We start from the raw sequence: 24643 nt of genomic DNA, 5'->3' as shown, positions 1-24643 counted from the left end.
TCCCGTACGCGCCGGAAAATGAGAGGCATCCCCGGTCCGCCTCCGCCTATCGTGCCTGCCCATGGCAGTGATCGTGCGCGACCTGCGCCCCGATGTACCGGCCGATACCGAGGGCTTCGCCCGCGTCCGCCGGCTCGCCCTTCCGTACATCCTGTTCACCTCGGACTCGATCCGCCACGACGCCCTGCACATGCCGCACGAGGCCCGCTACCGTCCGCTGATCGCGGAGGAGGACGGCGAGATCATCGGCACGGCTCAGGTGCACCTGGCCCACGACAGCACCGAGCCGGGCCAGGGCCTGCTGAACATCTACGTCCGACCCGACCGGACCGGTCGCGGCGCCGGCCGGCTCCTGCTGCGGGCGGCCGAGCAGTACCTCACCGCCCAGGGCGCGACCCGGCTGCTCAGCTGGGTCCTGGACGAACCGGCCAACCGCGCCTTCGCCGAACGGCACGGCTATCGCAGCAGCCGGTCCGCGCACTTCCTGCGCCTCGATCTGGCGGGCTCCGCCCTCCCGCCCCTCCCAAAGACCCCGCCGGGCGTCGAGCTGCGTACGGCCGCGGACTTCGCGGACGACCCACGCCCGCTGTTCGAGCTGGACGCGGAGACCCTGCTGGACGAACCGGGTGACGTCGACTGCGCGTTCCGCGACTACGAGGCCTGGATCGAGCAGCACTGGAAGCATCCGCTGCTGGACCGCGACCTGACGGTGGCCGCGTGTGTCGCGGGCCGTCCTGTCGCCTTCAGCGTGGCCTACACCGACGGCGGCACAAGGTACACCACGGCGATGACCGGCACAGCTCGCGCCCACCGGGGACGCGGACTGGCCAAGCTCGCCAAGATCCACTCCCTGTACCGGGCCCGTGCGGCCGGCGTCACCGAGGCGTTCACGGGCAACGACGCCGGGAACGCACCGATGATCGCGATCAACAAGTGGCTCGGCTATGAAATCTGCGCGACGGAGGTGCGCCATGTCCGTGAACTCGACTGACACAGCGGCTGGGTTGGAGGTGGTCCTGGTCAAGGCCGGCCGGACGAAGATCCGTTATCCGGCCGAGCTGCTCCAGGACGACGGCACCCGGATCGCGGTACGCGCGCCCTGGGCGGGCTCCGGGATCCGCGACTTCGGCTTCGTCCGCTTCGAGCCGGGCGACCTCTTCACCGAGTACTACTGGCGCGACCGCTGGTACTCGGTGAAGGAGGTCCGCGCCGCCGACGGCACCCTGAAGGGCTGGTACTGCGACATCACGCGTCCGGCGATCCGCGACGGCGGTGACCTGGTCGTGGAGGACCTCGACCTGGACCTGTGGCGCTCCGCCGACGGCACGGACGTACGGCGCCTGGACGAGGACGAGTTCGCCGAGAGCGGGCTCGCGCAGAGGGACCCGGAAGCCGCGTCGGCCGCCGTGGCCGCCCTCGGGGAACTGGAGACGCTGGCCCGCACCGGCGGCTTCGCGGAACTGCTGTCCTGACACCCTCGGCGACACCGGCCCGGTGCAGCACGGGGACGCCCCTCACAGGGTGTCCCCGTTCGGCCGCGAGAAGCGACAGGTGCGCCTCGTCTCATTCGTCATGCGCCGGGAGTGACACCCGCCACTGACAACCCGGCTCCGATGAGGAACGCTCCCCGAAAGCGTCTACCTGCGTGACAACGCGAAACCCGGTAGGCGCGCAAGGAGGCAGCCATGCGCCGCGCAACCGTGCACAAGCCCCCGAAGAAGACGGACAGCCGCCGGATCCGCGAAGAGGCGGAGGAGCGCCCCGCGGGGCGTCCCGAGGTGCGCAAGGACATCGCCCGCACCTGGTGGCCCGACGGCTGACCCCGCCGGAGCCGTCAGTCCAGCCGCTTGCGGTAGTGGATCCGGTCGTAGGGCCCGTCCACGCGGCGTTCCACGACGTCGTATCCGTACTTCGGATAGATCTTCTGGTTCTCCCACATCAACGCGTTCGTGTAGAGCCTGATCTCATCGAGCCCCAGCTCACGCGCGTGTGCGTCGACGAAGTGAAGCAGCCGCCGCCCGACGCCCGTGCCGTGGGCGTCGGGGTGGACGGCGATGCTGTCCAGGAAGAGATGGCCGGCGAACGCCTCGACCACCACCAGCCCGACCACGGGCTCCCCGGTGACGAACACCTTGCCGCCGGCCACGTTCGCCGCGTGGTCCGCCTCCATGGGCTGCGGCACCACACCGATGCGCTCGATGTAGTGGTGGTAGGCCGCGTCCGTCACCGCCTTGACGGCCGGCACCTCGTCGGCGACGGCGGGCCGGACGTGCTGCGGGTCCTTGTGGATCATGGACGCAGGCTACCTACCCGAGCGCAGTCCGAGTAGTCCCTCGACGGCAGGTCAACAGACTGACCGACCTCAGTGCTGACTGTTGCGGAATCCGATGACCACGGCGCCCCACCAGCAGGCCTGAGACACCAGAGCCGTCGCGGTCCCCCAGGCGAGGAGGCGCGGGCCGAGCGCGGCACTGCCCTGTTGCAGCATGCGTCTGTTCAGGAGCCCGGCCTGGAGGCCGTTGAGGGTGAGGGCGAGCACCAGCCCCAACTTGATGCGGGTCGACGCGAAGCCGAGGTCGGGGTGGAGCATCACGCCGCTGGCCACGAGACCGACGAGGCCGGTCCAGACGGGGACGTGGAGGTGGGTCGTGCTGTTCAGGGCATCGCGCAGAGTGCACCGGCCCGTCAGATACAGGAGCGCGTAGTAGTCGGCCACCAGGACAGCCCCGAAGCCGAGCACGAGCGAGGCCAGGTGGGCAAAGAGCGCCACGGTGTGGAGAGCGGCGTCCACTCGGAGGTGCAGGGATATCCATGCACAGGCCGAGAGGCCCAGACAGGCGGCGAGCGCGGCCGCTCCGACCGTCCACCATGTGTCGTACAGCCCCAACCGTCGGGTGGGCGCCGCCTTGAGGGAAGCGAGAGACTCCGAGGGCAGCACGGACACAGACGACTCCTAGGACAATCACAGGCGAGGTTTAGGTAAGGCTCACCTAACAGTGATTTCAAGTCAAGCCCGGAAAGTGAGTCCTACAAGAGGTGGTCGGCGGTAGTCCGCCATCTTCAGGGAGTGGACAGCGCCCCGGCGTCCGACTCGCCCTGAGAACTCAACCACCCCTGGTAGTCGTGCCTGGCTCACCGGGCGATCTCGTCAAGCAGCCCACGAATTCGCTTCTCGATCTCGTCGCGGATGGGGCGCACGGCGTCGACGCCCTGGCCGGCCGGGTCCGGGAGCTCCCAGTCGAGGTAACGCTTGCCCGGGAAGACCGGGCAGGTGTCGCCGCAGCCCATCGTGATGACCACGTCGGAGGCCTGGACGGCTTCGACGGTGAGGACCTTGGGCACCTCGGCCGAGATGTCGATGCCCGCCTCCGCCATCGCTTCGACGACAGCCGGGTTGACCGTGTCGGCAGGGGCGGACCCCGCGGAACGCACCTGGACGCGGTCGCCGCCAAGGTGAGTGAGGAACGCTGCGGCCATCTGGGAGCGCCCGGCGTTGTGAACGCAGACGAACAGCACGGAAGGACGCTCAGCAGGGGTGTTCATGGCGGATGTCTTTCTCAGAAGCGGGCTGGTCACAGTGCCGGTGCGGCGATTTCGGGTTCGCCCTGAAGCGGTGCGGTGCCGGGTGTGGGCGCCGGACGGCCGAAGACCGCGAAGACCAGCCCGAGGCCGAACGCGGCGCCGGTCAGCTGGGCGGCGATGAAGGGGCCGAGCGAGGCGGGGGCGATGCCGGCGAAGGTGTCGGTGAAGGCGCGGCCGATGGTCACAGCCGGGTTGGCGAACGAGGTGGAGGACGTGAACCAGTAGGCGGCGCCGATGTAGGACGCCACGGCCACGGGGCCGAAGTGGGCTCGCTGCGTGCGGGTCAGTCCAAAGATCAGCAGGATGAGTCCGGCGGTGGCGACCACCTCCCCCAGCCACAGGTGACCGGCGGAACGGTCGTGGCTGGACCACTGCACGAGCGGCTTGCCGAACATGGCGTCGGCCAGGACGGCACCGGCGACGGCTCCCGCGATCTGGGCCGGGAGATAGGCAGCGACGTCCCGCGCGGTCAGCCCGTCCTCGCTGCGGCGGCCGGTGAACCATGCCGCGAGGGTGACGACCGGATTGAAGTGCGCACCGGAAACCGGCCCGAGCAAGGCTATGAGCACGCCCAGGCCGAAGACGGTGGCCAGCGAGTTAGCCAGCAGTTGCACGCCGACGTCATGGGACAGCTCGGTGGCCTGGATTCCGGAGCCGACGACCACCGCGACCAGGGCGGCCGACCCAACAGCTTCGGCAAGGGCCCGGCGGCCCAGCGGGGCGGTCACGCGGTCGCCCCGGCCGTCTGCGACGTCTTCAGGAAGGCGGCGAGCCGGTCGAGGGTGGCGGGCAACACCCAGTAGTAGACCCAGGTGCCACGCCGCTCACAGTCGATCAGACCGGCCTGCCGCAGCAGCTTGAGGTGATGCGAGATCGTCGGCTGCGACAGGTCGAAGGCCGGGGTCAGGTCACAGACACAGACCTCACCGCCCGACCGCGAGGCGATCAACGACAGCAGGCGCAGCCGAACCGGGTCGCCCAGCGCCTTGAACAGCTTCGCCAGATCCGCCGCCTGACCCTCGTCCAACGGTGCGGCCACCAGCCCGGGACAGCACGCGCTGTTCTCCTCGCTCTGACCGAGCACCGCAAGCTCTTGCTTCGACATGCCTCTATATTGACATCCTTCGATTCAAGTCACAAGCTTGCATCGACAGACATCAATGCAAGCCGAGGGAGTCCTGCCATGTCCCGTGCCCAGCTCGCCCTGCGCGTCAGTGACCTGGAAGCGTCGATCACCTTCTACTCGAAGCTGTTCGGCACCGAACCCGCCAAGCAGCGCGAGGGCTACGCCAACTTCGCCATCACCGAGCCCCCGCTCAAGCTCGTACTCATCGAGGGCGAGCCCGGCGAGGAAACCCGCCTGGACCACCTCGGCGTCGAGGTCGAGTCCACCGACCAGGTCAACGCCGCCACCACCCGGCTCAAGGACGCCGGCCTGGCCACCTTCGAGGAGAACGACACCTCCTGCTGCTACGCCCTCCAGGACAAGGTCTGGGTCCACGGCCCCGGCAAGGAGCCCTGGGAGGTCTACGTCGTGAAGGCCGACGCCGACACCCTCGGCAAGAGCGCCGACCCCAACGCCACCGGCGACGGCTGCTGCACCAGCCAGGCCACCGAGGAGAGCCCGGCAGCGGCCGGATGCGCCTGCGGCTAGTGAGCCGAACGGCCTGGTCAGCCCGGGCCCGTCCGTCTCAGTTTCCGTCTCATTCAGCGACGGACACCACCGTTCAGGCGGGTTCGGCCCAGCGGTTGGCGGAGGCTGTAGCAAAGAGCCGCCAGTAGTCGACCCCTTGCAGCTCGATCTCTCTTGACGATGTCGCCGGATAGCCCGCGCCGTAGTGTGCCTTACAACCCCGGAGGTTGCAGTCAGGGCCGCCGAGCCGGTCCGCCCGCGCCCGCCGACCTTCAGGGGCCACGGCCCATGCGCCAGTTGCCTGCTGGGGCTGGTTATGTCCACCGAGTGTCGATGGCCCCCGTTTCAGATGCGTGCCAGACGCTGCGGGGAACCACGGGCAACACTGGGAAATCAACGGATCCGCCCACCAGGCGGCCACATGCTTACGTCGCAGGTCAGCACCCATAGCGAGCCACCATCACCTTAGCTTCCCAAGCTGATGTCACATAGCTGTGCACGCCGGGGCCTTCTGTCAGCGTCGCCCAGTAGCCTGCGGCGATCACTCATGGCACGCCTGGAGGGTTCGTGGAAACTACCGCTCTCGTCAGTCCCGATCGGTTGTGGTCGGCGCCAGAGGTCTTGTTGCGTCCGAGCCCTGTCCCGGCGGCGGCAGGAGTCCACGGGTGACACTTCAAGCAGCCGCCCCACCAGGACCTGGACGCTGGGCGCCTGCTCTACGTCGGGATAGCACCGCGGTACATGGCGAACCGGACCAGCACGCAGAAGCTGCGCAAGCGGGTGCGCTACCACTACCGGGGCAACGCGGCCGGCTCGACCCTGCGGCTCACCCTCGGCTGCCTGCTCGGACTTGAACTGCGCCGCGTGGGCAGCATCAAGCGGATGACCTTCGGCAAGGCCGGCGAAGCCACCCTGAGCCAGTGGATGGCGGACAACGCGCGAGTGTGCTGGATCGAGCAAAGCGAACCGTGGGACCTCGAGTCACAGCTCACCCCTGACCAGCAAAAACCCAGGTCACCAAGATCCCCGGCAAGACCCAGGGCAAGAAGAAGTGACTTGCCGGTGCCGTATCGCAGCCTCGAGAGCTTCAAAACGACGAGTCCGGCCCGTGTCGGACGGCCAGCAGGGCCACGTCGTCGTCGTTGTCCGGTGGGCGTGCCCGTGCCAACAGCTCGTTGGTGAAGGATTCCAGGGGGCGGTGGGCCAAGGACGCGGCGTGGCGGCGCAGACGGTTGAGGCCCTCGTCCAGGGTGTGGTTCGGGGACTCGATCAGGCCGTCGGTGTAGAGGAGCAGGGTTGCCCCGGGGGGCAGTTCCGTTGTCGCGTCGGGGCGGACCTGATCCGGTGTAACGCCCAGCAGGATCCCGTGGCCGTCGGTCAGATAGCGGGCTATGCCCTCATGGGTGACCAGCAGCGGCGGGGGGTGGCCCGCGTTGGTCCAGGACAGCTCGCACTGGCCAGCGCCGTTCTCACTCATGCGGGCAAAGACCAGCGTGGCCATGGAGACCTCCGCGATGTCCAGGGTCGCCCGGTCGAGCCATTCCACGATCTTGCTCGGTGGCTTCTGCTGGGACACCGCGTACGCGCGGAGCATGTTGCGCAGCTGGGCCATGCCGGCCGCGGCGTCTAGGTCGTGGCCGACGACGTCGCCGATGGCGAGGGCGGTGGCGCCGTCCGGCAGGGTGAACGCGTCGTACCAGTCGCCGCCGACCTCTGAGGCGTCCGGCGCGGGCAGGTAGCGCGCGGTCATGCTGCGGCCGGGCGTCCGCGGGAGCTTCGGCAGCAGATGGCGCTGCATGGTTTCGGCGACCTTGCGCTGGCGCTGGTAGAGGCGGGCGTTCTCCAGGCCGAGGCTGGCGCGTCGGGCGATGTCCTCCAGCAGGGCGACCTCTCTCGCGGTGAACCGCTCGGGCTGGTCGGCACGGCCGAGGGTGAGGGCGCCCAGTACGTCGTGCAGGCTGCGGAGGGGGACCACGATCGCCGAGTGCATGCCGGTCGCCTCGAACAGGCGCCGCTGCTCCACCGCGATGCCGGAATCGGGTGGTCCCTGGTAGATCTCGGGGCCAGCGAAGGAGGACGTGACACCGCGCAGGGCCCGGGACAGGGGCATCGGGGACTCCTGGGGCACGGGCGGCATGGGGCCCTGGAGGTCCTCCCGGAACACCACGGTGCCGCCTTCGGCGTGGGCGACGGCAAAGCGCGACACTTCGTCCCGCTCGCTGATCAGGTCGATGACGGCCCAGTCGGCGATGCGAGGCACTACGAGGTTGATCAGGCGGCGCAGCGCCTCGTGGATGTCCAGGGTGGAGGTGAGCAGGGTGGTCGTCTCGGCGAGCAGAGCGAGCCGTTCCAGTTCGGAGAGCCGTCCGCCAGCCGGTGGCCGCTGGGTGGGACGCCCGGAGCGGCCGGTGGAGTGGAAGAGGAAGAGCGTGGCCGACGGACGGATACCGATGTCACAGGGTGTGGCCAGCCATGCCACTGGCAACAGCGTGCCGTCTCCGCGCTCGAGCCACTCCTCCTCACCCTGCTCCGTCCGCCCGCCGAGGACGCTCTCCCGCATCCGGCACTGGCTCCTCGGCACAGGCTCCCCGCAGCTGGTGCGGTGCAGCAGGTCATGGGCGTCCTGGCCGACCAGATCCGAGGCGGGGCGGGCCAGGAGTTCTTCACCACGCGCGTTGACAGCGACGATGAAGCCCTGCTCGTCCGTCAGGTAAGCACCCGTACCGAGTGCGTCGAGGGCAGTAGCAACCGCTTCCTGCGGACCATCCGGGCCCCTCATTGCTGCCTCCTGTCACCGGAAAAATCGCCTAGGACCCCTGGGATCCGGGTTCCCCATGGGTCACCGCTGACTCTCGCAAAGCGCACCACAGACCGCACCGGATCGAGCGGGTAACAGCGGGGAATCGCGGGGAAAGCAGCAACGCCCAACGCCACCACCGTAATAGCGTTCGCCCTGGTCAGCGCGCGATCCCACGGCACATGATCGCAGTTTCCCAAGCTGATGGCGGTAAACCGGGGTCGGCCTCGACTCAGACAGGCAGTGGCAGCTCCGTGCGGTCCTGACCTTGCTCCTTTGCAAGCACCGCGTTGACTGTCACGATCAAGCCGTTGCCAACTCTTCGAAGATCGCAAGTCGCCTGGACGCCTTCATGGACCTGATGGGCCCGGTGATCGGCGTCATGCTGCTGGCGGTAGGCATCGAGACCTACCGCAACGGTGGATCCATGGGCTGGCCCATCGCGGGAGCGGTCCTGTTTGTGATCAATCTCTGGGTGGCCTGGCGCCGCCTCGCCAGGCGCCGGAAACCGACACCGACATCCGCGCCGTAGCGACGCCGCGCACCCGCAAGCTTCTGACATCCACGGCTGACATCAACGACGCCGGACGGGGGCGCACACCAGCACCCTTGTCCGGCCGTCGCACCAGTCGACCGCGGTAGCTGAAGCGAGCTCGGATCGAACTCCTAATGCGGTGGTCAGCGCGCCTTGGACTGTCCGTGGGCCATGAGACCCTAACGGTTGCCTTCCTAGGGCGCAGGGCTCCCGACCCATGTGCACAGGTTTGGCGAGGCAGCGGGGTGCACGCGCTGCCGGGAGCCAACCGGGGAGCCAACCGAGGCGTCCGACGGCGAACGGACCCGAACCGACACGGACGGTCGCGTTGCTCGCGCGCAGGTGGGCCACCGGCATCCTCCTCCCCTTCCTCAGCCCCCGGTTAGTCCGGCCTTAACGGCACCATAAGGATCCCCTCCACCCGCCTCCAACAGGCGATTTCACGGTTTGTCGGCGCTAGTTTCGAATCGCCCCCACGGGATTCCAGCCCCATCGCAGGACCGTTTCCGGAGGAGTTCCGCATGCCCGCTCGTGCCCGCCGCGCGGCCGCCGTCGTCGCCGTGCTCGGCGTGCCGCCGCTCGCCCTGACCGCGCTCGGCGCCGCCCCCGCGTCCGGGCACGGTTCGATGGGCGGCCCGGTCAGCCGTGTCTCGCAGTGCTATGCGGAGGGGCCGGAGAGTCCGGAGTCGGCCGCGTGCAGGGCGGCGGTGGCGGCCGGCGGCACGCAGGCGCTGTACGACTGGAACGGCATCCGGATCGGCGACGCCGCGGGGCGGCATCAGAAGCTGATCCCGGACGGCAAGCTGTGCAGCGCGAACCACGCGGAGTTCAAGGGCCTCGACCTGGCCCGCGCCGACTGGCCCGCCACCCGCGTGCACAGCGGGTCGTACACCTTCAAGTACCGGGTGACCGCCCCGCACAAGGGCACGTTCACGGTGTATCCGACCAAGCCGGGTTACGACCCCGCGAAGCCGCTGGCCTGGTCCGAACTGGATCTGCGGCACCCGGTGGCCACCGTCACCGACCCGGTCGCCTCGGGCGGTTTCTACACGTTCTCCGGCACGCTTCCCGAGCGGTCCGGCCGGCAGCTGCTGTATGCAATCTGGCAGCGCTCGGACAGTCCGGAGGCGTTCTACTCCTGCTCGGACGTGGACTTCGGCGGCGGCCGCACGGGGCACACGGGCACCGCTCCCGCTCCGGCCGCCTCCGTGCCCTCCGACCGGCAGATCGCGGACGGTGCCGACAGGTCGGCGATGCGGCACCACGGTCACGGCGGCGATGCCACGGCCATCCCCGCCCGGCAGCCCACCACGAAGTCCGATGCGCCGAAGGCAGCCGGTGCTTCGGACCACCTCGCACAGACCGGTGCCTCCTCCGGCACCTCGTACGTCGCGGTCGGCGGCGCGGCGGCGCTGGCGCTCGGTTCGGCGGCGCTGTTCCTGTCGGTGCGGCGGCGCGCGGCGGGTGGCACCCACCGCCGGTGAAGTTCCGGGGCCTGTCCGGCGGCTCAGGCCGGACGGGCCCCGGCGCCACGTCAGCTGAAGGCCGACGCGCAGGTGGTGGCGGTGGCCCGGGCCGGGTCGAGCGCGTTGGCCACCTCGTGGAAGGCGATGCGGTCGAACAGGCCGATGGCGACGTGCTCGGAGAGGTCGAGCGGGCACAGGTCCTGGAGCAGGACGTTGTGGACGTCCGAGCCGCTCAGGTACTGGCTCCGCCAAGGGGTGGCCACCTCGTCGTACTTGGTGGCGATGACCGTGTAGTGCACTCCGGGGACGGTGTCGCCGCCCGTGTTGAGCTCGGCGAGGAAGTGGGAGCCGGGGATCTGGTCGGCGAGCCCGGGGGTGGTGGCCTTGATCAGGTCCCCGGCGCCGGGGAAGTACGGCAGCAGGTTGGTGAGGCCGCTCAGGGTGGCGCCGTGGTTGTCCGGGGCCAGCCCGACGAGGGCGTTCACCTTGCCGGCTCCGCCGAGGAACTTCAGGTAGTAGCGGGGCATCATGCCGCCCTGGGAGTGGCCGACGAGGTCGGCCTTGGCGGCGCCGGTCGCGGCGAGCACCTTGTCGACGAAGGCGGACAGCTGCTCTGCCGACTTGTCGATGGGGCCGAGGCCGTAAAAGAGAGGGACTCCGGTCAGTTGGCCGTAGTCGAGGGAGAAGACGCAGTATCCGCGGTCCTTCAGATACGGGGCGAGGGACAGCCAGTTGTCGACCGAGTTGCCCAGAGTGCCGTGCACCAGGACGACCGGACGGGGATGGGCGGTGGAGGGCTTGCAGGAGAAGTCGTTCCAGCCCCTGCTGGGAGCGGCGTCGGCGGCGTGTGCGGTGGCGGCCGGAACGGCGGCGACGGCGGTGGTGAGGAGCAGTGCGGCGAGGCGTCTGAGCACGCGCTTCCAGGGCAGCATCGTGTGATCTCCTTGCGGCTCAAGGGAGGTGGGGGCCTTACCCTGTGATCCGGATCACGAGGATGCTGTTCACTCGTCAAGTTACGGGCGAGTAGCACCGGTGTGAAGTTACGCGTCAGTAAAAACTTCCAGTGATAACCAGAGGGTCGACGGACCCTGACAGACCGTCACCAGGCCGGCTTGATCGGACCATACGGAGCGATCCGCGCCAAGCGCTCCCCCAGCGCGCGCACCTCACCCTCGCCGAGCAGTTCGGCCCATCCCTCCACGACCTCGGCCGCCGCCTCCTCCGCCGCCCGGGTGCAGGCCCAGCCGCGCTCGGTCAGCACGACCAGCCGGGCCCGCGCGTCCTGCGGATGCGGGCGCCGCTCGGCGTACCCCTTGCGCACGATCTCGTCCACCAGCTGACTCGCGGCCTGCTTGGTCACCCCGAGGTGCGCCGCGAGGTCGGTCACGGTGGCTCCGGCCGGGGCGAGCCGCGCAAAGGCGAAGCCGTGCGCCGGCCGCAGATCGGTGAACCCGCGCGCCACCACCCCGTCGTGGATGCGTTGGGTGAGGTCGCCGGCGACGGCGAGCAGGGCGGCGGACAGGGCCATGGCTTGGGAGTTCTGCACGGAGGCATTGAAACACCCTTGACAGTTTGGTCAAGCAGCTTGACCATATAGTCAAGTCACTTGACCACTGGAACGGAGATCACCGCCATGCCCGTCGTCCGCTCGTCCGAGGCCACCACCCATGAGATCCACGGCGCCCGCTTCGTCTCGTACGCCACCCCGCTCACCGGCAGCAAGGAGCTGTGCGCCTGGCGCGGGGAGATCCCGGCCGGCACCAAGGGGCCCGCCCACACCGTCAGCCGTGAGGAGATCTTCCATCTGCTCGTGGGCGAACTGCTGATCACCCTCGACGGCCGCACCGACCGCATCGGCGCGGGCGACACGGTGATCGTCAACCCGGGCACGACCTTCGCCTTGGAGAATCCGACCGATCACACCGCGCTCTCCTGGGTCACCACCTCCATCGGCCTGGAGGCCGAGATGGCCGACGGCAGCCGCATCACGCCGCCCTGGGCCAACTGACCGCCGTGGAGCCGCCGCCGCGCCCCAGCGCCCCCGGCATCACCGCCCGGGGCCCGAACTTGGCCCGCGCGCGGTCCGCGACCTCCTCGATACGGCGGACCTTCTCGTCCACAGGGTCGAAGGTGAGCTGGTGGGAGGCCTGGTCGGCGGGGGCCAGGCCCTCGGCGCGCAGGGCGAGCGCGCGGACCCGGGCGCGCTGCAGGCCGAGTGCCTCGTACATGCCGTAGGCCGCCTTCGTCAGGGCCGCCGAGTGCGCGGTCGGCTCCTTCAGGGTGCGGCTGCGGATGGTCGAGGACCGGTCGGCGTAGCGCACGGTGAGGGTCAGGGTGCGGCAGACCTGCTGCACCGCGCGCAGCCGGGCGCCCAGTTCCTCGGCAGCGGACAGCAGCGCCCTGCGGTGCCGGCCGGGATCCAGCTCGTCGGTGTCGAAGGGCCGTTCGGTGGTCACAGAGCGCGAGGCGGCGTTCGGGACGACCCGGCCCCGGTCGATGCCGCTCGCCTTCTCGCGCAGCTCACGGCCGGCCTTCGCGCCGATCAGCCGCTGGAGCGTGGACAGCGGCGCGGCGGCGACCAGGCCCAGGGTGTCCAGGCCGTACTCGGCCAGGGTGCGGGCGGTCGCCGTGCCGACGCCGGGCAGCGCGGACACCGGTCGCCCGGCGAGGAAGGCGGCGACGCCGTCCGGGTCCTCGGGCACGGCACACGTCACCCCGGGCCGGGCGCCCTGCAGCGCCACGCGGGCCAGCATCGGGCCCGGACCGGCGCCGATCGCGCAGTCGACGCCGTACCGCGCGAGGGCGCGCACCCGGATCACCGAGGCCAGCTCCACCGCGCTGCGTCCGAAGTACCGCTCGGCCCCGCGCAGATCGGCCAGCGCCCCGTCCGGGGGCAGCGCCTCGACGACCGGGGTGAAGTCCTCCAGCAACCCGAGCAGTCCCGGCAGGGCCGCCTCGTACATCGGCGGCAGCTGGAAACGTACGCAGAGAATGGTCATCCCGCACTCCCCGGACTCTGGTGCCACAACTTCCGTATCGCCGAAGGCCCTTGTGCGGCCTCCTGGCCCGCGGGCCGCAGATCGGCCCACGGATGCATCTCGTATCCGGTCGGCAGGTGGATCCGCCGCCCACCGGCCGGATCACCGCCCGCGGCCTCGGCCACCGGCTCCGCGAGCCGCGCCGCCACCTCGTCCAGACCGCCTTCGGCACGCAGTTCCACCAGCTCGGCGAGGTTCCAGGCGGCGGAACCCACCACGCTCAGGCTGCGCGGGCCACGCCGCTGCACCACGCCGCGCACCAGCAGCAGCCACGAGTGGAAGACGGTGTGCGCGCAGGCGTCGTGCGAGTCGTCGAAGAACGCCAGGTCGACCAGGCCCGTACCGTCGTCCAGCGTGGAGAAGATGACCCGCTTGCCGGAGCGGATCGGCGGGGTCTGGGTGGCCGCCTTGGCGCCCGCGACCAGCACCGTCTCGCCGTGCCGCAGCTCGCGCAGCCGGCGCGCGGAGACCACGCCCAGCTCGTCCAGGAACGTGCGGTAGTCGTCCATCAGATTGCGCGAGGCGTCCATGGACAGCACACCCAGCTCGGCGCTGAGCTTCTCCGCCGACGTCAGGTCCGGCAGTCCGGCCGAGGCGGTCCTGCGTCCGCCCGCCAGGGGAAGCTGTCCGCCGCCACCGCCCCGGGCGCCCCGGTGCAGCTCGGTCAGATGCAGCTGCAGGTCCCGCCGATTGGCGCCGAAGGCATCCAACGCCCCCACCTGGGCGAGCCTGTGGGCCAGCGGACGGCTCGGCCGTGCCCGCTCCCAGAAGTCCACCAGCGAGGAGTACGGCTGCCCGTCCGCGATCCGCCCGGCCTCGGCCTCGCTGATGCCGTGCACATCGGAGAGGGCGAGCCGCAGTCCCCACACCCCGGACTCGGACACCAGTTCGATCCGATGAGCGGCGCCGGACACGTTCACGTCCAACGGCAGGATCGGCACCCCGCGCCGCCGCGCATCGGCCAGCAGCAGCCGCTTGGGATACATCCCGGGGTCGTGCGTGAGCAGCCCGGCGTAGAAAGCGGCCGGGTGATGGGCCTTCAGCCAGGCCGACTGGTACGTCGGCACGGCGAACGCGACCGCATGCGCCTTGCAGAACCCGTAGGACCCGAACGCCTCCACGATCTCCCAGGTCCGCCGAATCGTTTCCGCGCTGTACCCCCGAGCCGCCGCGGCCTGCGCGAACCACACCTTGATCCGCCCCTGCGACTCCGGGTCGGACAAGCCGCGCCGCACCCGGTCGGCCTCGCCCCGCCCGCAGCCGGTCATGACGGCGACGATGTCGATGACCTGCTCGTGGAAGACGACGACCCCGTACGTCCCCTTCAGCGACTCCTCCAGGTCCGGGTGCGGGTAACGCACCGGCGCCCGGCCGTGCCGCGCCTCGATGAACGGCCGCACCATGTCGGCGGCGACGGGCCCGGGCCGGAACAGCGAGATGTCGACGACCAGATCGTGGAACGTACTCGGCTGCAGCCGTCCCACCAGGTCCCGCTGTCCCGGCGACTCGATCTGGAAGCACCCCAGCGTCTCGGTGGACCGGATCAGCCGATACGTCTCCGGATCCCCCTCCGGCAACGCGTCCAGATCGACCCGCTCCCCGGTCACCCGCTCCACCTCGGCGACCGCGTGCGCCATGGCCGACTGCATCCGCACACCCAGCACATCGAGCTTGAGCAGCCCGAGGTCCTCCACGTCCTCCTTGTCGAACTGCGACATCGGCAGCCCCTCACCGCTGGTCGGCACCACCGGCGTACGGGCGAGGAGCGAGGCGTCGGACAGCAGCACCCCGCACGGATGCATGGCGACTCCGCGCGGCAGGGCGTCGAGCGCCTCGACCAGCTCCCACAGCCTGCCGTACCGCGCCCCTGCCCGATCGAGCTCCCCCGCGAGCTGCTTCAGCTCGGGCAGCTCCGCCAGCGCGGCCCGCGCGTCCCGGGCCCGGATGTGCGGAAAGGACTTGGCCATCCGGTCGATCTCGGCCGGGTCCATGGACAAGGCGGCGCCCACATCCCTGATGGCGTGCCGCACCCGGTAGGTCTCCGGCATGGACACGGTCGCGACCCGCTCGGTGCCGAACCGGTCGATGATCGCCCGGTAGACCTCCAGCCGGCGCGCGGACTCCACATCGATGTCGATGTCCGGCAGCACGACACGCTCCTTGGACAGGAAGCGCTCCATCAGCAAGCCGTGCTCGACCGGATCGGCGTGCGCGATACCCAGCAGATGATTGACGAGGGAGCCCGCACCGGAACCGCGAGCGGCCACCCGGATCCCCATCTTCCGCACGTCATCGACCACTTGGGCGACCGTGAGGAAGTAGGAGGCAAAGCCATGATGGGCGATGATGTCCAGCTCGTGGTGCATCCGCTCCCAGTACGCACGCTTCCCGCCGTACCCGAGCCGCACCATTCCCGCCACCGCCCGCGAGGCGAGGGCCCGCTGGGCGGTACGCCGTCCGGCGCCCACCAGATGCGCCTCGGGAAAGTGCACGGTCCCGATACCGAGGTCCCCCTCGGGGTCGACCCGGCACTCCTCGGCCGTGGCCAGGGTCTGCTCCATCAGCCGCAGGGCGGTGTCCCGCCGGTACCCGGCAGCCTCCACCACCCGCTCGGCGACCCCCGCCATCGCCCGCGCGTCCTTCAGCCACGCCTCCCCGGAGTCCAGCTCCCCGCGCGGGTCGACCGGGATCAGCCGGCGGGCGGCATCCAGCACATCGGCGACGGGCCCCGCCCCGGGATCGGCATACCGGACGGCGTTGCCGAGCACCGGCCGCACCCCCTGCTCGGCGGCGAACCCGACGGTACGGGCGGCCAGCCGCAGGGATCCGGGCCCCGTACCCGTACGCCCGTGCCACACGGCCTCCAGCCGCAGCGCGTCACCGTAGACCTCACGCCACGCCCCGAGAAGCTTCGCGGCCCGGTCGGGACGCCCCGCGGCGAGGGCCCGCCCCACGTCCGACCCCGGGCCGAGCAGCACGGTCAGACCGTCGCCGTGATTGTCCGCCCGGGGCAGCAGGGGAACCCCCTCTCCCGTGTGCGCCGCCGTGACGATCCGGCACAGGTCGGCCCACCCCCGCGCCCCGTCCCGGGCAAGAAAGACCACCCGAGGAGCCGACTCGTCCACGAAGGCCCCGCCCCGCACCGGCGCCTTCCGCCGCGCATGCCGTACGGCCTCGGCCTCGGCCACCGCCAGATCCACTCCGAAGACCGGACGCACCCCCACCCCGGCACAGGCCTTGGCGAAGCGCACCGCACCGGCGACGGTGTTCCGGTCGGTGAGAGCGAGGGCGTCCATCCCCCGCTCCGAGGCGCGCTCGGCCAGCCGCTCCGGATGGGACGCCCCATATCTCAGGGAGAACCCGGAGACGGTGTGCAGATGCGCGAAGCCCGGCACACGCACCTCCCGCACTCGCGAGCCCCGAACAGCTCTCGAACATCAGTTCCCTACTTCCACCCCCACCATACCCCCATTCCCGAACATGTGTACGACATCGCTGAGGGTGCCCCTCACCTGCACAAACGCCCACCGCAGCAGATACGCGGCAGCCCCGTCCCCACACCGGGGACGGGGCTCCACGGAACGCAGCGCAGTCGAACGCGTCAGCCGATCTGCGCCCCCGTGGCGGACAGCGCCGCGGTGACCGGCTGGAAGAACGTCTCCCCGCCGGAGGTGCAGTCACCGCTGCCCCCGGAGGTCAGCCCGATGGCGTTGCTCCCCGAGAACAGCGAGCCACCGCTGTCACCGGGTTCGGCGCACACATTGGTCTGGATGAGGCCGCTGACGGTGCCCTCCTGGTAGTTCACCGTGGCGTTCAGCCCGGTGACCGTGCCGTCGTGCACATGGGTCGTCGACCCGCTGCGGGTCACCTTCATCCCGACCGTCGCCTCGGCGGCCCCGGTGATCTTCTGCGTGGACCCGTTGTACAGGTCGACCTCGCTGGGGTGGTCCGTCTGCGAGGTGTACTTCACGAGGCCGAAGTCGGTCCCCGGGAAGCGGGACTCCGCGTTCTGCCCGATCTCCTTGCCGCCGGAGTCCGACCAGCTGGAGATCTCCGCGGTGCAGTGTCCGGCGGTCAGGAAGTACGGCTGTCCGTCCTTGACCACGTTGAAGCCAAGCGAGCACCGCCCGCCCGACCCGCTGATCGCGTCGCCACCCGCGATGAAGGGCTTGAACTCCCCCTTCGACCGCTTCAGCTCGGCCTTGCCGCCGAGTCCGCCGACCACCTTGCTCAGCTTGGCCCACTGCGCGCCGGACACCGTCCTGTCGGCGGTGACGACGACCTTGTTGCTGACCGGGTCGATCGCCCACGACGTCCCCGGGATGGTCGCGTCCTTCTTCAGCGTCGTCCGCGCGCCGTCGAGTGCGGCCAGCGAGTTGGCGACGAGTCTCGCCTTGGCCCCGGCCGCCTCGACGGCCTTCGCGGCACCCTGGTCGAGCACATTGACGACGAGGCTCCTGGCCCGGGCGTCGTAGTAGCTGCCGGCGGCGCCGGAGCCGAGGTTCTTCAACAGCGTCGAGGCGAGGTTTCCAGCCGCCGGAGCGGACAGAACCCGCGCCTGCGGAGCGGACTTCGCAGGCTCGCTGGCGTTCGCATTCTGCAAGGTGACACCCGCGGCGACCAGTGCGGCGATGCCCGCCCCGGCCAGGGCGGCCCGTCGCCGGGTTATGCGTCGGTGCTTCAACTCACGTCCTCCTGTGGGGGGACGGCCCGCGAGTTGTGGGGACTCGACGGGCCGGAAGGCTGGTTGACGAGCGTCTACTCTTCCGAACGGCACAGGGAGCACACAAGGTTGACTTCAGGACGCGCACACAGGGGGGTTGCGCACTCCCCATGGGCTTGACCGACCACGGTCACACCCAGAAATTCGCACTGCAAACACTAGGCGCAAGTACACCGGAGCGGAACGTCACGACAGTGCATGGCTTGTTCTCCACTCTTCCGGCTTCACCCTCTTCCCCGCCGGGCAGGCAGAAGTCCCCGCACGCGCGGTGCATGCGGGGACTTCGAGGAAACCGGAGCCGGATGCGCTACGGCAGCGTGACCCCGTAGTAGCTCAACGCCTCGGTCACCGGCTGGAAGAACGTCGTACCGCCGGAGGTGCAGTCACCGCTGCCCCCGGACGTCAGCCCGTACGCCACGGTACCCGCGTACAGCGGACCACCGCTGTCGCCGCCCTCGGCGCACACCGTGGTCTGGATCAGCCCGGAGACGACGTCGCCGCCACCGTAGTTCACGGTGGCGTTCAGCGCGGTGACCCGGCCGCTGTGCGTGCCGGTGGTGGAACCGCGCCGGTAGACGGTGGTGCCCACGGACGGCGTGGCCGCCCTCGTGATGGACTGGCTTCCCACGGAACTCGGATGCGAGACCGCGGAGTTGGTGTACCTGACCAGCGCGAAGTCGTTGCCCGGGAAGCTGTAGCCGACATTGGTGCCGAGCACCGTGCTGTGGCTGGAGTTGCTGTACCAGGTGGAGGCGACCTGCCCGCAGTGACCGGCGGTCAGGAAGTAGTAGGTGCTGCCGCTGTGCACGTTGAAGCCGAGCGAGCAGCGGTAGGAACCACCGTAGATGGCGTCACCACCACTGATCAGCTTGCTGAACCTGCCGGGTGTGTGCTTGATGGTGAGCGCGCCCGCGTCGGCGCCGGCCTGCCGCTTGATCTTGTCGATGCCGGCCTTGGACACCGTGCTGTCGACGGTGACGACGACGCGGTCGGTCTTGCTGTCCACCGCCCAGGCCGTACCGGGTACGTCGGCCTTGAGGACGGACTCGTCGACCTTGCTGAGCTGGGCGGCGCTGAACGCGTGGCCGTCGTCGCCGGCGTTCGCGGTGGGGGCGGCGAACGCCGCTGCGGCCAGGATGCCGGTGGCCACGGCGATCAGCCGGGTCCGTCTCGCAGTGCCGCTGTGGGGAGTGGTGCGCTTGATCCTCACTTTTCGTTCCCTCCCATGGGGAAGTCGGGGGCCCGCGTGGGGTCGGGGCCCGTGAGTCGCAGCCAGGGATTGTGGCCGGATTCCGAACATGCATGCCCTGACAAGCGCTGAGGGGGAGTATTCGGCCGAACGACCGGTCGCCACAAGAGTGCCTTTCGGCCGTCCGACTTTAAACCACTCTTACGCAGCAGCCTCTTGACGCCGGCTCAGTGCACGTTCGCCCGCCTCGATCGCCACGTCCAGCGTGTTGCCGGGCGGCGGGAACGGGCAGATGAAGTGGTCGGCGAAGGCGCACGGCGGGAGCTGCGCGCGGTTGAAGTCGACGGTCGTACGCCCCTCGGCGTCCGGTGCGGGCGGATGGAGGAAGCGGAACCGGAAGCTGGTGTCGCCGCTGGTGGCGTCGGCGAACACCGCCCACAGCGGCCCGTCGCCCTGCTGTGCGACCCGCAGTGTCAGCTCCCGGCCCGCCAGGGCGAAGGCCAGCTCACCGGCGAGGGCGAGCCCCCGCTCGCGCCCGTCCGCGTTGCCGACCCGCACGGTGCGCGTGCCGTCGTAGGGCGTGAACCGCCCCGGCACCGACCAGCGGGGGTCGTACGCGGTGACCTCGATGCCCTTGAAGGCGCGCCGGGCCTCGGCCTCGGGGTCGTAGACCCGCACGCCCCAGACGCCCTCACGGACCAGCACGACCAGCCGCTTCTCAGCCAGTGCGACCCGCGATCCGGCCTCCGGCCCGAGATCGGCGGCGAGCCGTATCCCGCCCGCGAAGGGCCGCCCGTCCACGGTCAGTCCATCGGCCTCGGCGGCCGTGAGCACCACGCCGTCATCATCAGCCACCCAGCTCCCGGGAATGTCCGGAAGTAGCCCCTCCGGATAGTCCTCGATCCACTGGGTGGCGGTCAGCGCGAGCGGCCCGTAGGGCGCCGAGACCTTCTCCACACGCTTGTCGTGCCACTGCTGCCACGCCTCGGGCGCGTCCGTCGTCATGCCGTCGGTTCCTTTCAAGTGTGCTCAACCCTCCCATACCGGGCAGGGATCTCCGAGGTGCATCTGCCGTCGTACGGTCATGACGTTCCCCCGGTCATGGCGTACGGGTCGGCGGGCCGGGCCAGGCCCAGGTGCTCGCGCAGGGTGCTGCCCGGGTAGAAGGTGCGGAACAGGCCACGGTGCTGGAGGACCGCCACCGTGCCGTTGACCAGCCGCTCCAGGTCACGGCGCGGCTCGACGGGCACGAGGTGGAAGCCGTCGGTGACACCGTCGGCATGCCAGCCGGCGACCAGCTCGGCGAGGCCGACCGGGCCACCCCGGTACAGCGGCCCCCGGGCGGTCGGCCGCGGGCCGCCGCCACCGTGTCCGGGCTCGGCCGCGTACTCTCCGTCGCCGAGGTCGACCAGCAGACTCACCAGGGTCCGCAGGGTCTCCGGATCCCGCCCGGACTCGGCGGCCCGGGCGCACAGTTCCTCGCGTACGGCGGCGGCCTGCGCCGGGGTTGCGACGCGGATCAGGGCCACGTCCGCGTACCGGGCGGCGACGGTACGGGCCTGGGCCTCGGTGGCGTCGACCACGCGGACCGGGTGGCCCTGCGGCGGCCGGGGCACGGTCGAGGGGCCCCGGACCGAGAAGGCGCCACCGGTGAAGTCGACGCGGCACAGTGTCTCCCGGTCCAGGAAACGGCCGGCCGGCACGTCCCGGATCTCGGCGTCGTCCTCCCAGCTGTCCCACAACCTGGCGGCCACCGCGGCGACTTCGCCCGCCTCGTCCCACAGCGCCTCGGCCGACGCCGCCCGACGCCGGCCGAAGAGCCGGGCCTCGTCCTCGCCGGCGGACACGTCGATCCGCCAGCCGGCCCGGCCCCGGCTGACCCAGTCCAGCGTCGCCACGGCGGCCTGCACCCGGAAGGGCTCGGTGTGGGTGGTGGTGAGGGTCGGGACCAGCCCGATCCGCCGGGTCACGGGCGCGGCCCGGGACAGCACGGCGAGCGCGTCGGGCCCGGGCCGGACGAAGGAGTCGTCCAGCGTCACGAAGTCGAGCCCACCGCGCTCGGCGAGCCGGACCAGCTCGACGTACGGTTCGGCACCGAAGCAGCCCGGCACGTCGACGGCGGCGGCGAGACACAGCAGCCTGTTCACGCCGGACGCCTCCGCAGCGCTTGTTTCCGCAGACCTGGTTTCCGCAGACCTGGTTTCCACCGCAACGGCGGGCGACCACGACGGCGCAGGCCGGCGGTACGGAACACGGCACACCGCACAGCGACGCCCACCTCACAGCACCTTCGCCAGAAACGACCGGGTCCGCGCGTGCCGCGGCCGGTCCAACACCTCATCCGGCGGCCCCTGCTCGACGACCCTGCCGTCGGCCATGAACACCACCGTGTCGGCGACCTCACGGGCGAACGCGATCTCGTGCGTGACGACGATCATCGTCGTGCCCCGGTCCGCCAGGTCCCGGATGACATCGAGGACTTCGCCGACCAGTTCGGGATCGAGCGCCGAGGTCGGCTCGTCGAACAGCAGCAGCTTCGGCTCCAGCGCGAGCGCCCGCGCGATGGCCACCCTTTGCTGCTGCCCGCCGGACAGCTGCCGTGGATAGGCGTCGGCCTTGTCGCCCAGCCCCACCCGTTCCAGCAGCCGGCGCGCGCCCGCCTCCGCCTCCTTCCGGGGCCGTTTCAGCGCGGACACCGGCGCCTCGACGACGTTGTCCAAGGCCGTGAGGTGCGGAAAGAGGTTGAAGTTCTGGAAGACGAACCCGATCCGGGTGCGCTGCCGGAGCACCTCGCGCTCGGGCAGCTCGTACAGCTTGTCCCCGGCGCGCCGGTACCCCATCAGCGAGCCGTCGACGCTGATCTCGCCCCGGTCGGCCTTCTCCAGATGGTTGATGGTGCGCAGCAGCGTGGACTTGCCGGAGCCGGAGGGGCCGAGCACGACGGTCACCTCACCGGCGCGCACCTGGAGATCGACGCCCTTGAGGACGTCGAGCGGGCCGAAGCTCTTGTGCACGGACCTGATGTCGACCATGACGCTCATCGCGCGGGTTCCTTTACGTGTGAGGCACTCAGAAAGGCCAGCGCCGCCCGGGCGGTGGCGTCGTTCTGCCGGAACGCGGCCCCGCCGGTGCGCGGCCGGGTGAAGGCGCCGGGGGTGCGGGCGTCGGTGTAGGGGCCGAGCGCGAACCGCCGGGGATGCGGCCGCCCGGCCCGGTCGAGGATCCGGCCGTCGCCGGGAGCGACCCGGAGCAGCCCCTCGGGGGTCTCGGCGGCGCCGTCGGTGTGCAGTTCGCGCAGCAGGCTGTCGCGGGCCCGTCCGACGGTGGGCTCGGGCAGCCGGGCCTCGACCAGCGCGCGGGCCTCGACCGAGAAGCCCGGCACGGTGGGACTGGCGGCTCGGAACACCCCGTCCTCGGCGGTGACGGTCATGTCGGCGCCGACGAACTTCAGCAGCCCGGCCCGGGACAGCGCGAGCATCTGCCGCAGCCGGGGTCCGGGCGGCCCGGACGCCAGGTAGCTGAAGAAGCCGTGCCACCAGGGGCTGGTGTTCCCGAGCCGCACGAGCTGCCCGTAGACGGAGAGCAGGCCGAGGAAGACACCGAGATCCGCGCTGAAGGAGGGGTCGTGGCGGCGGCTCAGGTCCGCCTCGACATACTGCCGCAAGCCCTCCTGGAAGTCCTCGTGCGACGCATGGCGCACCCCGTCCAGCGGATGGTCGAGCGCGGCGAGGTCGAGCCGGTCGGCCGGATCCGGCACGGCGGCGGCGACCAGCGCCTGTACCTCGGCCCGGTCGCTCGCCGCGGCGTACTTCTCCTCGAAGTCGGCCCAGGCCATCGTCGTACGCTCGGCATGGGCGGTGAACAGCCGGTGGTAGTGGGCGAAGCCCAGTTCCTTCTCCGCCAGCGGCCACACATCGCGCCGGAAGTCGAAGCCCGCCGGGCGGGCGAGCAGGGCGTCCACCTCGGCCGGGCCGAAGAAGCGGGGCAGCGGGGGCCGGTCGCCGGTCCAGTCGTAGCCGATCTTCGAGTGGTACGGCACTCCGCGCCGGGAGCCGACGTAGAGCACCGGTTCCCGGCCCGAGGGAAGGTAGGCGTCGCCCTCGTACCGGCCGCCGCGCCCCTCGGTGAGCAGCACCATCAGGTCGACGAAGGCCAGCCCGAAGCCCCGCACGAGGACGGGTTCGCCGGGCGCCAGCGGGGACAGGTCGCTGTCGGCGGTGAAGTCGGGCGGCAGGTGCACCAGGCCGTGTTCGCGGGCGTAGGCGGCCAGCGCGGCCTGTTCGTCGTCGGGTTCGGCGTCGAGGTGGCCGATGGCGAGGACGACCAGGTCGGCGAGGAGGGGACGCGCGCGGCTCTCCAGCCACACCTGCTGACGGCCCTCGCGCGGGCCGCTGATGCGCAGGGCTCGCCGGGGGTGGTGGTGGACGGTGACGTCCGGCGGCAGGGCGGCCAGGGCCTGCTCGTACACCCAGTGCAGATAGCGGCCCTGGAGCTGCCGGTCGGCGAAGGTGCCGCCGTCCAGCCCGGCCCACTCGTGCAGGGTGGGGCCCTCGCGCACCGGGCCGTCCATGGTCACCGTCTCGTCGGTGAACATGGTGACGTCCTCGGCGTGCGAGTTCATCCACAGCAGCGGTGACTGCGCCTGGCGCCAAATGCGGCCGCCGCCCGGCGGATGCGGGTCGACCAGATGGATGTCGAGGCCCGAAGTGCCGTGCAGCTCGGGGGCGTTGGCGGCGATCCGCTCCAGGAGGCCGGTCCCCCGCGGCCCGGCTCCCACGATCACCAGCTGCGGCCTCATCGGGCGTGCTCCGTGCCGCGCGCGTAGTACTTCTCGATGTAGTGCTGGCCGAGGCCGAGCAGCGAGGTGACGACCGCGTACCAGAGGGTCGCGACCATCAGCAGCGGGATGACCCGATAGGTGCGGTGGTAGATCAACTGGGCGGAGAACAGCAGGTCGTTGACGGCGATGACGCTGACGATCGAGGTGCCCTTGAGGGTGCCGATGAGCATGTTGCCGGCGGGCGGCACGATGGACCGCATGGCCTGCGGCAGCACGATCCGCCACCAGCGGCGCCACCGGCTCAGGCCGAGCGCCTGGGCGGCCTCGATCTGGCCGCGGTCGACGGAGAGGATGCCGGCCCGGACGACCTCGGCGGCGAAGGCGGCCTCGTGCAGGGTGAGTCCGACGATCGCGACGGCGACCGGGGTGAGCAGGTCGACGGTCCTCACGCCGAACACCTGCGGGTACAGCGCCCCGATGTTGAACCACAGCAGCAGCTGCACCAGGATCGGGATCGACCGGAACAGCCACACATAGCCCCAGCCGACCGCCCGCAGCACCGGGTTGGCGGAGAGCCGGAAGGCGGCGAGCAGGGCGCCCAGGGCGAAGCCGAGGACCATCACGACCGCGGTCAGCCACAGCGTGAGCCACAGTCCGCGCAGGACGGAGTCCGTGGTGAAGTAGTCGGCGACGACGTCCCACTGGAACGCCTGGTTGCGCAGGACGGAGTTGACGGCGAGGCCGAGCAGCGCGAGGACGGCGACGGCTGCCGCCCACTGGCCGTACCGACGCCGCGGCACGATCCGCGGGACGTCCGCCGGCTCGGGATGGCCCGCTGCGGTGGGGACTTTGGCAAGGGTGTCGGATGACATGCGAAGGCTCCGTGACGCTTGGAGGAAC

General features: G+C 70.6%; 25 protein-coding genes. 8 read left to right on the top strand and 17 right to left on the bottom strand.

The window, feature by feature from the left end; all coding sequences use genetic code 11:
- Positions 1-61: 61 nt before the first annotated feature.
- From ACIGXP_RS36070 to ACIGXP_RS36060, 3 genes are all read left to right on the top strand, one after another.
- The gene (locus tag ACIGXP_RS36070; protein ID WP_399775674.1) at positions 62-991 is read left to right on the top strand and encodes a GNAT family N-acetyltransferase; all 930 of its coding nucleotides are present in this window, start codon (positions 62-64) and stop codon (positions 989-991) included.
- On the top strand, positions 972-1472 hold the full coding sequence (locus ACIGXP_RS36065) for a DUF402 domain-containing protein (RefSeq protein WP_399775671.1): 501 nt from the start codon (positions 972-974) through the stop codon (positions 1470-1472). Before ACIGXP_RS36070 ends, ACIGXP_RS36065 begins: the two co-directional genes overlap by 20 nt.
- Before the next feature lie 213 nt (positions 1473-1685).
- Positions 1686-1820 carry a hypothetical protein gene (locus ACIGXP_RS36060; RefSeq protein WP_363215018.1) on the top strand — a complete coding sequence of 45 codons (135 nt, stop codon included), beginning with the start codon at positions 1686-1688 and terminating at the stop codon, positions 1818-1820.
- Between the two features lie 14 nt (positions 1821-1834).
- On the opposite strand, the gene ACIGXP_RS36055 is transcribed toward ACIGXP_RS36060, so the two are convergent.
- From ACIGXP_RS36055 to ACIGXP_RS36035, 5 genes are all read right to left on the bottom strand, one after another.
- On the bottom strand, positions 1835-2293 hold the full coding sequence (locus tag ACIGXP_RS36055) for a GNAT family N-acetyltransferase (protein WP_399775669.1): 459 nt from the start codon (positions 2291-2293) through the stop codon (positions 1835-1837).
- Positions 2294-2362: 69 nt separating this feature from the next.
- Positions 2363-2944, bottom strand: a complete 582-nt coding sequence (locus ACIGXP_RS36050; protein ID WP_399775667.1) for a hypothetical protein — start codon at positions 2942-2944, stop codon at positions 2363-2365.
- A gap of 188 nt (positions 2945-3132) precedes the next feature.
- Positions 3133-3543 carry an arsenate reductase ArsC gene (locus tag ACIGXP_RS36045; RefSeq protein WP_399775665.1) on the bottom strand — a complete coding sequence of 137 codons (411 nt, stop codon included), beginning with the start codon at positions 3541-3543 and terminating at the stop codon, positions 3133-3135.
- A 29-nt stretch (positions 3544-3572) separates the two neighbouring features.
- A complete protein-coding gene (locus ACIGXP_RS36040) occupies positions 3573-4310 on the bottom strand; it encodes an aquaporin (protein ID WP_399775663.1) in 738 nt (245 codons plus the stop codon).
- Entirely contained in the window at positions 4307-4687 is a 381-nt protein-coding gene (locus ACIGXP_RS36035; protein ID WP_399775661.1) for an ArsR/SmtB family transcription factor, read from the bottom strand. Before ACIGXP_RS36035 ends, ACIGXP_RS36040 begins: the two co-directional genes overlap by 4 nt.
- A 78-nt stretch (positions 4688-4765) precedes the next feature.
- Between ACIGXP_RS36035 and ACIGXP_RS36030 the strand changes: the two genes are divergently transcribed.
- Both ACIGXP_RS36030 and ACIGXP_RS36025 read left to right on the top strand, forming a co-directional pair.
- Entirely contained in the window at positions 4766-5236 is a 471-nt protein-coding gene (locus tag ACIGXP_RS36030; protein ID WP_399775659.1) for an ArsI/CadI family heavy metal resistance metalloenzyme, read from the top strand.
- Between the two features lie 720 nt (positions 5237-5956).
- Positions 5957-6397, top strand: coding sequence for a GIY-YIG nuclease family protein (locus tag ACIGXP_RS36025; protein WP_399775657.1), 441 nt, complete (start codon positions 5957-5959; stop codon positions 6395-6397).
- Here the strand turns inward: ACIGXP_RS36025 and ACIGXP_RS36020 are convergent.
- Positions 6303-7994 (bottom strand): SpoIIE family protein phosphatase, encoded by a 1692-nt coding sequence (locus ACIGXP_RS36020; protein ID WP_399775655.1) that lies wholly within the window; start codon positions 7992-7994, stop codon positions 6303-6305. The genes ACIGXP_RS36025 and ACIGXP_RS36020 overlap by 95 nt on opposite strands.
- Before the next feature lie 370 nt (positions 7995-8364).
- Here ACIGXP_RS36020 and ACIGXP_RS36015 point away from each other — a divergent pair, with 370 nt between their 5' ends.
- Both ACIGXP_RS36015 and ACIGXP_RS36010 read left to right on the top strand, forming a co-directional pair.
- On the top strand, positions 8365-8544 hold the full coding sequence (locus ACIGXP_RS36015) for a hypothetical protein (protein ID WP_399775653.1): 180 nt from the start codon (positions 8365-8367) through the stop codon (positions 8542-8544).
- Positions 8545-9068: 524 nt separating this feature from the next.
- Positions 9069-10031, top strand: coding sequence for a lytic polysaccharide monooxygenase (locus tag ACIGXP_RS36010; protein ID WP_399775651.1), 963 nt, complete (start codon positions 9069-9071; stop codon positions 10029-10031).
- A 50-nt stretch (positions 10032-10081) separates the two neighbouring features.
- Here ACIGXP_RS36010 and ACIGXP_RS36005 read toward each other — a convergent pair whose 3' ends face one another.
- Positions 10082-10945 carry an esterase/lipase family protein gene (locus ACIGXP_RS36005; RefSeq protein ID WP_399775649.1) on the bottom strand — a complete coding sequence of 288 codons (864 nt, stop codon included), beginning with the start codon at positions 10943-10945 and terminating at the stop codon, positions 10082-10084.
- 167 nt (positions 10946-11112) lie between these two features.
- Positions 11113-11559, bottom strand: coding sequence for a MarR family winged helix-turn-helix transcriptional regulator (locus tag ACIGXP_RS36000; RefSeq protein ID WP_399775647.1), 447 nt, complete (start codon positions 11557-11559; stop codon positions 11113-11115).
- 87 nt (positions 11560-11646) lie between these two features.
- Between ACIGXP_RS36000 and ACIGXP_RS35995 the strand changes: the two genes are divergently transcribed.
- Positions 11647-12021, top strand: coding sequence for a cupin domain-containing protein (locus ACIGXP_RS35995; protein WP_363215037.1), 375 nt, complete (start codon positions 11647-11649; stop codon positions 12019-12021).
- Here ACIGXP_RS35995 and ACIGXP_RS35990 read toward each other — a convergent pair.
- The 9 genes from ACIGXP_RS35990 to ACIGXP_RS35950 form a co-directional block, all read right to left on the bottom strand.
- Positions 11999-13012 carry a DNA polymerase thumb domain-containing protein gene (locus tag ACIGXP_RS35990; RefSeq protein ID WP_399775645.1) on the bottom strand — a complete coding sequence of 338 codons (1014 nt, stop codon included), beginning with the start codon at positions 13010-13012 and terminating at the stop codon, positions 11999-12001. The two genes, ACIGXP_RS35995 and ACIGXP_RS35990, sit on opposite strands and share 23 nt — an antisense overlap.
- Entirely contained in the window at positions 13009-16446 is a 3438-nt protein-coding gene (locus tag ACIGXP_RS35985) for a DNA polymerase III subunit alpha (protein ID WP_399775643.1), read from the bottom strand. Before ACIGXP_RS35985 ends, ACIGXP_RS35990 begins: the two co-directional genes overlap by 4 nt.
- Before the next feature lie 206 nt (positions 16447-16652).
- Positions 16653-17735: a S1 family peptidase gene (locus tag ACIGXP_RS35980; RefSeq protein ID WP_399775641.1), complete on the bottom strand. Its 1083-nt coding sequence runs from the start codon at positions 17733-17735 to the stop codon at positions 16653-16655.
- 346 nt (positions 17736-18081) lie between these two features.
- Positions 18082-18984, bottom strand: a complete 903-nt coding sequence (locus tag ACIGXP_RS35975) for a S1 family peptidase (protein WP_399775639.1) — start codon at positions 18982-18984, stop codon at positions 18082-18084.
- A gap of 180 nt (positions 18985-19164) precedes the next feature.
- Positions 19165-19968 (bottom strand): DUF1684 domain-containing protein, encoded by an 804-nt coding sequence (locus tag ACIGXP_RS35970; protein ID WP_399775637.1) that lies wholly within the window; start codon positions 19966-19968, stop codon positions 19165-19167.
- A 77-nt stretch (positions 19969-20045) separates the two neighbouring features.
- Positions 20046-21101, bottom strand: coding sequence for an LLM class flavin-dependent oxidoreductase (locus ACIGXP_RS35965; RefSeq protein WP_399775795.1), 1056 nt, complete (start codon positions 21099-21101; stop codon positions 20046-20048).
- A 141-nt stretch (positions 21102-21242) separates the two neighbouring features.
- Entirely contained in the window at positions 21243-22004 is a 762-nt protein-coding gene (locus ACIGXP_RS35960) for an amino acid ABC transporter ATP-binding protein (RefSeq protein WP_399775635.1), read from the bottom strand.
- On the bottom strand, positions 22001-23761 hold the full coding sequence (locus ACIGXP_RS35955; RefSeq protein WP_399775633.1) for an FAD/NAD(P)-binding protein: 1761 nt from the start codon (positions 23759-23761) through the stop codon (positions 22001-22003). Before ACIGXP_RS35955 ends, ACIGXP_RS35960 begins: the two co-directional genes overlap by 4 nt.
- Positions 23758-24615, bottom strand: coding sequence for an amino acid ABC transporter permease (locus ACIGXP_RS35950; protein WP_363215031.1), 858 nt, complete (start codon positions 24613-24615; stop codon positions 23758-23760). Before ACIGXP_RS35950 ends, ACIGXP_RS35955 begins: the two co-directional genes overlap by 4 nt.
- Between the last annotated feature and the right edge of the window lie 28 nt (positions 24616-24643).

The sequence above is a fragment of the Streptomyces sp. NPDC053069 genome (assembly GCF_044546895.1).
Lineage (GTDB): Bacteria > Actinomycetota > Actinomycetes > Streptomycetales > Streptomycetaceae > Streptomyces.
This window is presented reverse-complemented; position numbering and strand designations above follow the sequence as displayed.

Bases quoted from the DNA above. Each gene is read 5' to 3' on its own strand.
- ACIGXP_RS36025 (WP_399775657.1), top strand. From the start codon at position 5,957: ATGGCGAACCGGACCAGCACGCAGAAGCTGCGCAAGCGGGTGCGCTAC.
- ACIGXP_RS35955 (WP_399775633.1), bottom strand. From the start codon at position 23,761: ATGAGGCCGCAGCTGGTGATCGTGGGAGCCGGGCCGCGGGGGACCGGC.
- ACIGXP_RS35950 (WP_363215031.1), bottom strand. From the start codon at position 24,615: ATGTCATCCGACACCCTTGCCAAAGTCCCCACCGCAGCGGGCCATCCC.
- ACIGXP_RS36010 (WP_399775651.1), top strand. From the start codon at position 9,069: ATGCCCGCTCGTGCCCGCCGCGCGGCCGCCGTCGTCGCCGTGCTCGGC.
- ACIGXP_RS36005 (WP_399775649.1), bottom strand. From the start codon at position 10,945: ATGCTGCCCTGGAAGCGCGTGCTCAGACGCCTCGCCGCACTGCTCCTC.
- ACIGXP_RS35960 (WP_399775635.1), bottom strand. From the start codon at position 22,004: ATGAGCGTCATGGTCGACATCAGGTCCGTGCACAAGAGCTTCGGCCCG.
- ACIGXP_RS35970 (WP_399775637.1), bottom strand. From the start codon at position 19,968: ATGACGACGGACGCGCCCGAGGCGTGGCAGCAGTGGCACGACAAGCGT.
- ACIGXP_RS36065 (WP_399775671.1), top strand. From the start codon at position 972: ATGTCCGTGAACTCGACTGACACAGCGGCTGGGTTGGAGGTGGTCCTG.
- ACIGXP_RS36030 (WP_399775659.1), top strand. From the start codon at position 4,766: ATGTCCCGTGCCCAGCTCGCCCTGCGCGTCAGTGACCTGGAAGCGTCG.
- ACIGXP_RS36015 (WP_399775653.1), top strand. From the start codon at position 8,365: ATGGACCTGATGGGCCCGGTGATCGGCGTCATGCTGCTGGCGGTAGGC.
- ACIGXP_RS35995 (WP_363215037.1), top strand. From the start codon at position 11,647: ATGCCCGTCGTCCGCTCGTCCGAGGCCACCACCCATGAGATCCACGGC.
- ACIGXP_RS35990 (WP_399775645.1), bottom strand. From the start codon at position 13,012: ATGACCATTCTCTGCGTACGTTTCCAGCTGCCGCCGATGTACGAGGCG.
- ACIGXP_RS36045 (WP_399775665.1), bottom strand. From the start codon at position 3,543: ATGAACACCCCTGCTGAGCGTCCTTCCGTGCTGTTCGTCTGCGTTCAC.
- ACIGXP_RS36020 (WP_399775655.1), bottom strand. From the start codon at position 7,994: ATGAGGGGCCCGGATGGTCCGCAGGAAGCGGTTGCTACTGCCCTCGAC.
- ACIGXP_RS36060 (WP_363215018.1), top strand. From the start codon at position 1,686: ATGCGCCGCGCAACCGTGCACAAGCCCCCGAAGAAGACGGACAGCCGC.
- ACIGXP_RS36035 (WP_399775661.1), bottom strand. From the start codon at position 4,687: ATGTCGAAGCAAGAGCTTGCGGTGCTCGGTCAGAGCGAGGAGAACAGC.
- ACIGXP_RS36055 (WP_399775669.1), bottom strand. From the start codon at position 2,293: ATGATCCACAAGGACCCGCAGCACGTCCGGCCCGCCGTCGCCGACGAG.
- ACIGXP_RS36070 (WP_399775674.1), top strand. From the start codon at position 62: ATGGCAGTGATCGTGCGCGACCTGCGCCCCGATGTACCGGCCGATACC.